The sequence below is a fragment of the Acidovorax sp. sif0632 genome (genome assembly GCF_019218805.1).
Classification (GTDB): Bacteria; Pseudomonadota; Gammaproteobacteria; order Burkholderiales; family Burkholderiaceae_C; genus Acidovorax; species Acidovorax facilis.
Window position 1 is genome coordinate 75,499 of record NZ_JAHUWW010000010.1, and the last position, 8,101, is coordinate 83,599.

6 protein-coding genes and 1 pseudogene are annotated in these 8,101 nt (G+C 67.2%); 2 read left to right on the plus strand and 5 right to left on the minus strand.

The genetic code is table 11. From position 1 onward, the window contains the following. Positions 1-2: 2 nt before the first annotated feature. Together KW832_RS24640 and KW832_RS24645 are read left to right on the plus strand one after the other, a co-directional pair. Entirely contained in the window at positions 3-1,349 is a 1,347-nt protein-coding gene (locus tag KW832_RS24640) for a nitrate/sulfonate/bicarbonate ABC transporter ATP-binding protein (RefSeq protein WP_218301829.1), read from the plus strand. Positions 1,350-1,487: 138 nt separating this feature from the next. Continuing rightward, positions 1,488-1,652, plus strand: a pseudogene (locus KW832_RS24645) (ATP-binding protein IstB); the annotation flags it as partial. 456 nt (positions 1,653-2,108) lie between these two features. Here the strand turns inward: KW832_RS24645 and KW832_RS24650 are convergent. From KW832_RS24650 to KW832_RS24670, 5 genes are all read right to left on the minus strand, one after another. Further along, on the minus strand, positions 2,109-2,507 hold the full coding sequence (locus tag KW832_RS24650; RefSeq protein ID WP_218301830.1) for a hypothetical protein: 399 nt from the start codon (positions 2,505-2,507) through the stop codon (positions 2,109-2,111). Between the two features lie 67 nt (positions 2,508-2,574). After that, on the minus strand, positions 2,575-5,694 hold the full coding sequence (locus tag KW832_RS24655) for an efflux RND transporter permease subunit (protein ID WP_218301831.1): 3,120 nt from the start codon (positions 5,692-5,694) through the stop codon (positions 2,575-2,577). 9 nt (positions 5,695-5,703) lie between these two features. Next, a complete protein-coding gene (locus tag KW832_RS24660) occupies positions 5,704-6,825 on the minus strand; it encodes an efflux RND transporter periplasmic adaptor subunit (protein ID WP_218301832.1) in 1,122 nt (373 codons plus the stop codon). Continuing rightward, a complete protein-coding gene (locus tag KW832_RS24665) occupies positions 6,822-7,394 on the minus strand; it encodes a hypothetical protein (protein ID WP_218301833.1) in 573 nt (190 codons plus the stop codon). The genes KW832_RS24660 and KW832_RS24665 overlap by 4 nt, the downstream gene beginning before the upstream one ends. 35 nt (positions 7,395-7,429) lie before the next feature. Beyond that, the coding region (locus KW832_RS24670; protein ID WP_218338459.1) for a TolC family protein at positions 7,430-8,101 on the minus strand (672 nt) is incomplete at its 5' end.

The window sequence follows — 8,101 nt, forward strand, 5'->3', positions numbered from 1 at the left end:
TGATGACTCTCACAACTTTGAACGAAGCAACGGCATCTCTGGCCCAACTGTGCGCCGTGAGCAAATCTTTCACCATCGCGGGCGGCCACGAGCTCAAAGTGCTCGACAACATCGACCTGGACATCCGCGAGGGCGAAATGCTGGCCCTGCTGGGGCAGTCGGGCTCGGGCAAGTCAACTATCCTGCGCTGCCTCACGGGCCTGATCGAGCCCAGCTCCGGCCGCGTGCTGGCGCATGGCCAGCCTTTGCACGGTGTCAACCCGGACGCCTCGGTGGTGTTCCAGACTTTTGCGCTCTACCCCTGGCTCACAGTGGCGCAGAACGTGGCGGTGGGCCTGATGGCGCACCGCGTCAGCCGGGCCGAGCGCGATGCGGCGGTGGAGCGGGCCATCGAGTTGATTGGCCTGGGCAACTACCACGCGGCCTACCCGCGTGAGCTGTCGGGTGGCATGCGCCAGCGTGTAGGCATTGCCCGTGCACTGGTGTCGCAGCCCCGGTTGCTGTGCCTGGACGAGGCATTCAGCGCGCTCGATGTACTCACCGCAGAAAACCTGCGCCAGGAATTGATCGCGCTGTGGCGGGGCAAAGGAGCGGGCCCGAGTTCGGTCTTCATGGTCACCCACAACATTGAGGAAGCGGTGGAGATGGCCACGCGCATCGTCGTGCTGTTCCCACACCCGGGCCGCCTGGGCCTGGTGCTGGAGAACCCGCTGCCCTACCCGCGCGACAGCCGGGAACCGGAGTTCCAGCGCCTGGTGAAGGTGATCCACGAAACCATCACTACCATGACGCTGCCCGACTTGCCAGCGGAGGCACCCGTGGCGGGCCACCCCATCTCGCGTGCGCGGGGCCGCATGGAGTCCATCCCGCTGGTACCGGTGGCGCAGATCCTGGGCCTGCTCAGCATTCTTCACGACACGCCAGAGCTGTCGAACATCTACGACATCTCTGACGAAATCGGCAAAGAGTTCGGCGAGACCATCGCGCTGGTCAAGGCCGCAGAAATTCTGGAGCTGATCGACACGCCCAAGGACGAGGTCCGCTTCACGGCGCTGGGCCGGCGATTTGTGGCCGCCGACCGTCAGGGACGGCGCACCATCTTCGCCGAGCAGGTGTTCAAGCTGCGCATCTTCCACATCATCATTGCCCTGCTCAAGGAGTATGAAGAAGTGGACGCGTCCCGAGTGATCAAAGACATCGGCAGCGCGTTGCCCTACGACAACCCGGAGAAAACCTTCCAGACCATGATCGCCTGGGGACGCTACGCAGGGCTGATGGACTGCAATCCGAACACGCGGAAGGTGTTTGTTCCTAAAGATGAGGAGCGTGGTGAGGGCCTCGTGACCTAAGCAGCCATCGTCTTTACAACATCTTTTTAAGGCGCCTTTTTTGCATTCTTTGCTTGGCACAAGTGCCAGGGCAATGCGCTGACGCAGCAGGCTGAGTTGTAGAAGTTTGCAATCATCTGTGCTCGGTGATGTAAAGCCACGACGCCGCTGGACCGGCTCACGCATCACTGCAATATTCCGGAAACCGGCAGCGACAGCTACCGGTTTAAGAACAGCTCTACACAGACACAGCCACCACAACAGGCCACCAAGAAGGACAGGCGAAAAGGGTCGCACTTCACGGAACGGTCGATCTCATCATGAACCCTCGGGCTGCATCCTCTTGCATGAGGAACCCCAGTGCTCGCCAAGGCCAGAGGTTCCAAGACTGGTGTACGGCGCTTGACTAAGCGTATGAGGTCAGCTTTCGGAGAGAGCGGCCATCGAACTTTTCGAACTGATCGACCGCAACCAGCCTAAAACAGCCAGACACTCCGCCCAAAAAAATCTGCCTATTCCCGCCCACGGAAGCTCAGCACCTCGCGCCCAGCATCAACCACATCACTACCAATTTGATAGCTATAAGCGCTTGATAGACAGGCGGTAGAGCCCGATTTTCTTCAAATTTCAGCACACCGCATCACTGAAACCACGCGCACACCCACCTCGCCGGTGCTCAAGGCGCACTGCCACTGAGACAGACAACACACCGCCACGCCAGCAGAAGCCAGCACAGCGGCGCGTGATGCACAACGCTTTCTTTCTCTCTCCGGCAGCGGCTTACTTCACCGCAAACCGCACATTCGCCGCCTTCTTGCCCGGCAGTGTCACCAGCGCCACCACCTTGGTGCCTGCTGCGACCTTGAAGATGCCTTTGGTTTCGAGTCTGCCCTCGCCGGCCGGTACAAGCACGGCCTCGGATTTTTCGGTGCCGTTGAGCAGGGTGAGCTTGGCGCTCACGCCCTCGGTCTTGGCGGGTTTGCCGTGGTCGCGCAGATGCAAGGTGATGGTGTCGGGCTTGGCGACGAGTTCGTAGTCCATGTCGTTGGCCTCGGCCACGATGCCGCCGTGCTGGGGCTTGTGGTCGTGGCCCGCGCCGTGGTCGCCAGCGGCATGGACGGCGGTGGTGGCCACAGCAGCGAGGGCCAGGGCGGCGAAAAGTTGGCGGGTGGTTTTCATGAGAGTCCTTTCAACGGGTGAATGAAAAAGCAAATGAACAAATAAGGAGAACAAAAACAAGAAAAGCTCAGAACGCCTCGGCGTTCTTGTCGTCCAGCAGGCGTTCGGCGTCTTTGCGGCCAAAGAGCCAGAACAGGGCCGGGGTGAGGAAGGTGTCGAGCAGCGTGGAGCTGATGAGGCCGCTGAAGATGACCACGGCCACCGGGTGCAGGATTTCGGTGCCGGGGCGTTCGGCCTCCAGCAGCAGCGGGGCCAGGGCAAAGGCGGTGACCAGGGCGGTCATCAGCACGGGGCTCAGGCGCTCCAGCGAGCCGCGCACGATCATGGCGGTGTCAAAGCGCTCGCCTTCCACGCGCATCAGGTTGAGGTAGTGGCTCACCTTCAAAATGCCGTTGCGCACCGAGATGCCCGCGAGCGTGATGAAGCCGATGAGCGCCGCGACCGACAGCGGCTGGCCCGACACCCACAGCCCCAGCACCGCGCCCACCAGCGCCAGCGGGATGTTGGCCATGATGAGCGCCGACAGCGTGGCCGAGCGGTAGCGCGTGTACAGCACCACAAACATCAGCACCAGCGAGACGATGGCGAGCAGGCCCACCAGGCGGCTGGCTTCTTCCTGCGCCTGGAACTGGCCGCCCAGGGTGATGAAGTAGCCCTCGGGCAGGCGGGTTTCAGCCACGGCCTGGCGGATGTCGGCCACCACGTCGGACAGCGCCCTGCCCTGCGCGTTGGCCGACAGCACGATGCGGCGCTTGCCGTCGTCGCGGCTGATCTGGTTGGGGCCGTCGTCCTCTTCGATGGTGGCCAGGCGCGACAGCGGCACGGGGCCACGGGGCGTGTCGATCAGCACACGCGCCAGGCCGTCGATAGAGCGCGCGCTGTCGGGCAGGCGCACCACCAGCGCAAAGCGGCGGCTGCCCTCCACCACCTGGGCCACTTTTTCGCCCTCCACCAGCGTCTGCAGCGCGGCCAGCACCTGGGGCGCGGGCACGCCCATTTGCGCAGCGGCGGCGTAATCCACGCGCACGGTGATCTGCGGCGCCAGCACCTGCTTTTCCACCTCCAGGTCGGCCAGGCCGGGGATGCCCGCCAGCCGCGCGCGCAGGGCCTCGGCCTGGCCCCGCAGCGTGTCGAGGTCGTCACCAAACAGCTTGATGGCGATCTGCGATCGCACGCCCGAGAGCATGTGGTCGATGCGGTGCGAGATGGGCTGGCCGATGGCGATGGCGGCAGGCAGGTGTGCTAGGCGGCTGCGGATGTCGGCCTGCACCTCGGCCATGCTGCGTTTGAGTTCCGCCGCAGGCAGCAGGCCCACGTCCAGCTCGCTCACGTGCACGCCTTCGGCATGCTCGTCCAGCTCGGCGCGGCCACTGCGCCGGCCCACGTGCGTGACCTCGGGCACCTGGCGCACCAGCACCTCGGCCTGGCGGGCCAGCACGCTCGATTCGGCCAGCGTGACGCCGGGGTTGAGCCGCATGCCGATGAGCAGCGTGCCTTCGTTGAACGGCGGCAAGAACGTGGCGGGGAAGAACGGCACCGCCGCTGCCGAGATCACCACCGCCACCGCGCTCACGGCCAGGGCGGTGCGCGGGCGCGCCAGCACGGCCACAAGCCCGTTGCGGTAGCGCGCCTTGAGCCAGGCCACCACGCGGGTGTCGCCATGGTCCAGGTTCTTCATGCGCGGCAGCAGGTAAAAAGCCAGCACCGGCGTGACAGTGACCGACACCAGCAGCGAGGCCAGCGTGGACACGATGAACGCAATGCCCAGCGGCACAAACAGCCGCCCCTCGATGCCCGGCAGCGCAAACAGCGGCAGGAACACCAGCACGATGATGGCCGTGGCGTAGAGGATGCCGGAGCGCACTTCCATCGACGCGAGCTTGACCACCTCGATGGGGTGCAGGCGGTGGTTCGGGTGTTTGGCGCGGTCCATCTTCAGGCGGCGCAGCACGTTTTCCACATCGACCACTGCGTCGTCCACCAGGCCGCCAATGGCAATGGCCAGGCCGCCCAGCGTCATGGTGTTGATCGACAGGCCGAAATACTTGAACACCAGCGCCGTGATGAAGATGGACACCGGGATGGCCGTGAGCGCAATCACCGTGGGCCTGAGCGTGCCGAGGAACACGAACAAAATCACCGCCACAAACACCGAGGCGCCCATGAGCTTGCCCTGCAGCGTGGTGACCGAGGCCTCGATGAAGCTTGCCTGACGGAAGGTGACGCGCGGCGCCTCCATGCCTGCGGGCAGCGAGTTCTTCAGGTCCACCAGCGCGGCCTCGATGCTGCGCGTGAGCCCGATGGTGTCGGCCGTGGGTTGCTTTTGGATGCCCAGGATGACGGCGCCCTGCCCTTCGAAGCCCGCGTCACCGCGCTTGGTGGCGGCGGCAAAGGTGGCATCGGCCACTTGGCGCAGCAGCACGCTCTGGCCGTTTTTGGCGGTGAGGGCCAGGTTCTGCAGGTCTTCGAGCCGCGAGGTGCGGCCCAGGTGGCGGATGAGGTATTCGCGCCCGCCCAGCTCCAGGAACCCGCCCGAGGTGTTCGCCGCAAAGCCCTTGAGCGCGCCCGTGAGCTGGTCGTGCGTGATGCCCAGCGCCGCCATGCGCGCCGTGTCGGGCAGCACCTGGAACTGGCGCACCTCGCCACCGATGGGGATCACCTGCGCCACGCCAGGGATGGCCATGAGGCGCGGTCGCAGCACCCAGTCGGCGTACTCGCGCACGGCCATGGGCGTGGTCTTTCCCGCGTCAATGGGGATGGCCACCTGCATGATCTCGCCCATGATGGAGCTGATGGGCCCCATGCGCGGCGTGATGCCGGTGGGCAGGCCCTCTTCCATGGACGACAGGCGTTCAGACACCATCTGGCGCGCGCGGTAGATGTCGGTGCTCCAGTCGAAAGTGACGTAGATGAACGACAGGCCCGCACTGGAGGTGGAGCGCACGCTCTCCACACCGGGCAGGCCATTCATGGTGGTCTCCAGTGGGAAGGTGATGAGCTGCTCCACCTCTTCGGCGGCCATGCCGCCGGCCTCGGTCATGAGGGTGACGGTGGGTTTGTTGAGGTCAGGGAACACGTCCACCGGCGTGCGCGAGAGCGTGAAGGCGCCGTAGGCCATGAGCACGGCGGCGGCGATGAGCACCAGCAGCCGGTTGACCAGGCTGTTTTCGAGAAGCCACTTGAACATCGTGACTCCTTAGCGGACCTGGTTGATGAGCGTGGCGCCCTGCGTGGCCACGCGGTCGCCGGGCTGCAGGCCCGAGGTCACGGCCACCGAGGTGCCATCCAGCGGCACCGCCGTGACCACACGCGGCGCAAAGCGCTCGGGCGACTCCTTGACCCAGACGATGGTCTGGTTGGCCGGGTTGCGCAGCAGCGCGGCGGCGGGCACCTGCACGCCATCGACCTTGTCGGTGGACTGCACGAACACGCGCACCGGCTGGCCCAGGGCCAAGGTGCCAAGCGCAGACGAGTCGCCCGCAAACTGCAGCGGCTGCGCCTGGTCGCGCAGGCTGCGCGCCGCGCCCAGAAAGCGCAGTGGCACGCGCTGCCCGGCCACGGCCAGCGTGGCACCTGCCACGCTCTGGGCCTGTGCCGGGTCGTAGGCCAGGGCCTCGATGCGCAGGCGCGATGGGTCTACCACCTCAAACACCAGTTCGCGCGCATCCACCACCTGCCCAGCCACGGCATTGGCCGAAGCGATCACGCCCGACACGGGGGCCACCAGCGCATCGCGTGTGGCCAGGCCCGCGCCCACGGCGCCCAGGCGCTGGGTGAGGCTGTGCAGCTCGCTCTCGGCCGCCTCGATGTCCTTGCGCGGCACGGTGTCGGCCAGCTCCGTGAGGCGCGCCACGCGCCGCGCGGCCAGGTCGCGTGCAGCACGCAGCTCGGCCTGCTGGGCCAGCTGGTTGGAGCGCTCGATGGCGCCCGCCGTGGGCACCACGTAGGCCAGCACCTCGCCCTTGCGCACCGCCTGGCCAACGCCAGGCAGGCCCTTGGGCCCGGCCTCCAGCCGCCCGGCCAGCACGGCCTGCACCTTGCCGCCCGCGTTGGGGTCCATCACCACGGAGCCTGCCAGTTCAAAAGCCTTGGCGTGTTGCCCGGTGGCTGCCACCAGAGTGCGCACGCCCAGTTGGCGCTGGGCGGGTTTGGGAAGAAACACGCTGCCATCGGGCTGGCGGCTGGGGCCGTTGCCGGTGGGCGCGGGCGGCGCGTCGCCATGGTCGTGGCCGGGGCCTGCCAGGGCTGGCAGGGGGGCGCTGAGCACGGTGGCCATGAGCAGGGCAAGCAAGGAAGGCATGGGGTGGAAGCGCTTCATGCTGCACCTCCCACGCGTTGGTTGTTGCCCATGCGGGCAGCACGGCCCCGGCGCAAACCCCACACGGCGACCAGCGCCAGCAGCACGGCGGCCATAGCGCCTGCGATCAGCGCAGTGCGGCGGGCCAGCCCTGCGGGCGCGGCATCGGTGTGGGCGGCGGGGTGCAGGTCGATCTCGCCTGCGAGCAGGTCAGTCTCATTGCCTGCGGCCACGGTGGCGGTGACGGGGCTCACACCCTCGGCCAGCGGCGCGGCCAGGGTGGCCTGGAACTCGCCCTCGGCCACGCGGGTGACGGGCACGCTGGTGCCTGCGATGTCCAGCTCCAGCCGGGCGTCTTTCACGGGGCTGTTGTCGCCCGCGTGGTCCAGATAGAGCGCGATTTTTTGCCCGTCGAGCACGCCCACGAGTTCAAACAGGTCGGAAGTAGCAGCAAAGCGCGGCAGGGCCGTGCCCGTTGCGGCAGCGGGGGCTTCGCCATGGTCATGGCCAGCACCGGCCAGCGCGGTCGGCGGTAGCAAGCCCAGCAGCAGGGCCAGGCCCAGTGTGGAGAAAGTGGAAGAGAGTTTCATGGTGTTCAGCAAAAGTGGTGAGGGCCTCAAGGGCGTCATTGCGGCAGCAGGCCCAGGGCCTGGCGCAGGTGGGAGATGGCGGCCGCTGCGTCGATGCGGGCGCGGGCCAGCTGGCGTTCGGCCTGGGCGGCTTCCAGCTCCACACGCAGGCGTGTGGGGCCGTCGGCTTCGCCCAGTCGGAAGGCCTTGTCGATAAAGCCGCGTGTACCCTGCGCCAGCGCCGCGTGGCGCACCAAGGCGTCGCGCTGGGCCTGCGCGGCCTTCACGCGGGCCATGGCGGCGGCGATGTCGGCGGCCAGGCGCCTCTGCTCCACGGCAGCACGCGCCTCGGCATCGATGGCATCGGCGCGTGCTGTAGCCTGTTTTGCCTGCGCACGGTCGCCCCCGCCCAGGGGTATGCGCAGGCCCACGGTGAAGGTCTGCTGGTAGCGGTCGCCCGCCTGCTCGCGGCCGCGCGTGGCCGCCACCGTCAGCTCGGGGTTGGCACGGGTTTGCACGGCGGCCAGGTCAGCGGCGCGGCGCGCCACCTCGGCCTGGTCTTGCCAGTCGGCCGCCGCTGGGTGCTGGGCAGCGGCGGCCGTGGCGTCTGGCACGGGGGGCTCGGGCTCGGCCCCGTCCGCCAGCGCCAGGGTGGGCGCGGCCTGCACGCCCCAGGCGGCCAGTGCGGCCGGCGCTGCGTCCCGCGCGCCCTGGGCCTCGGCCATGGC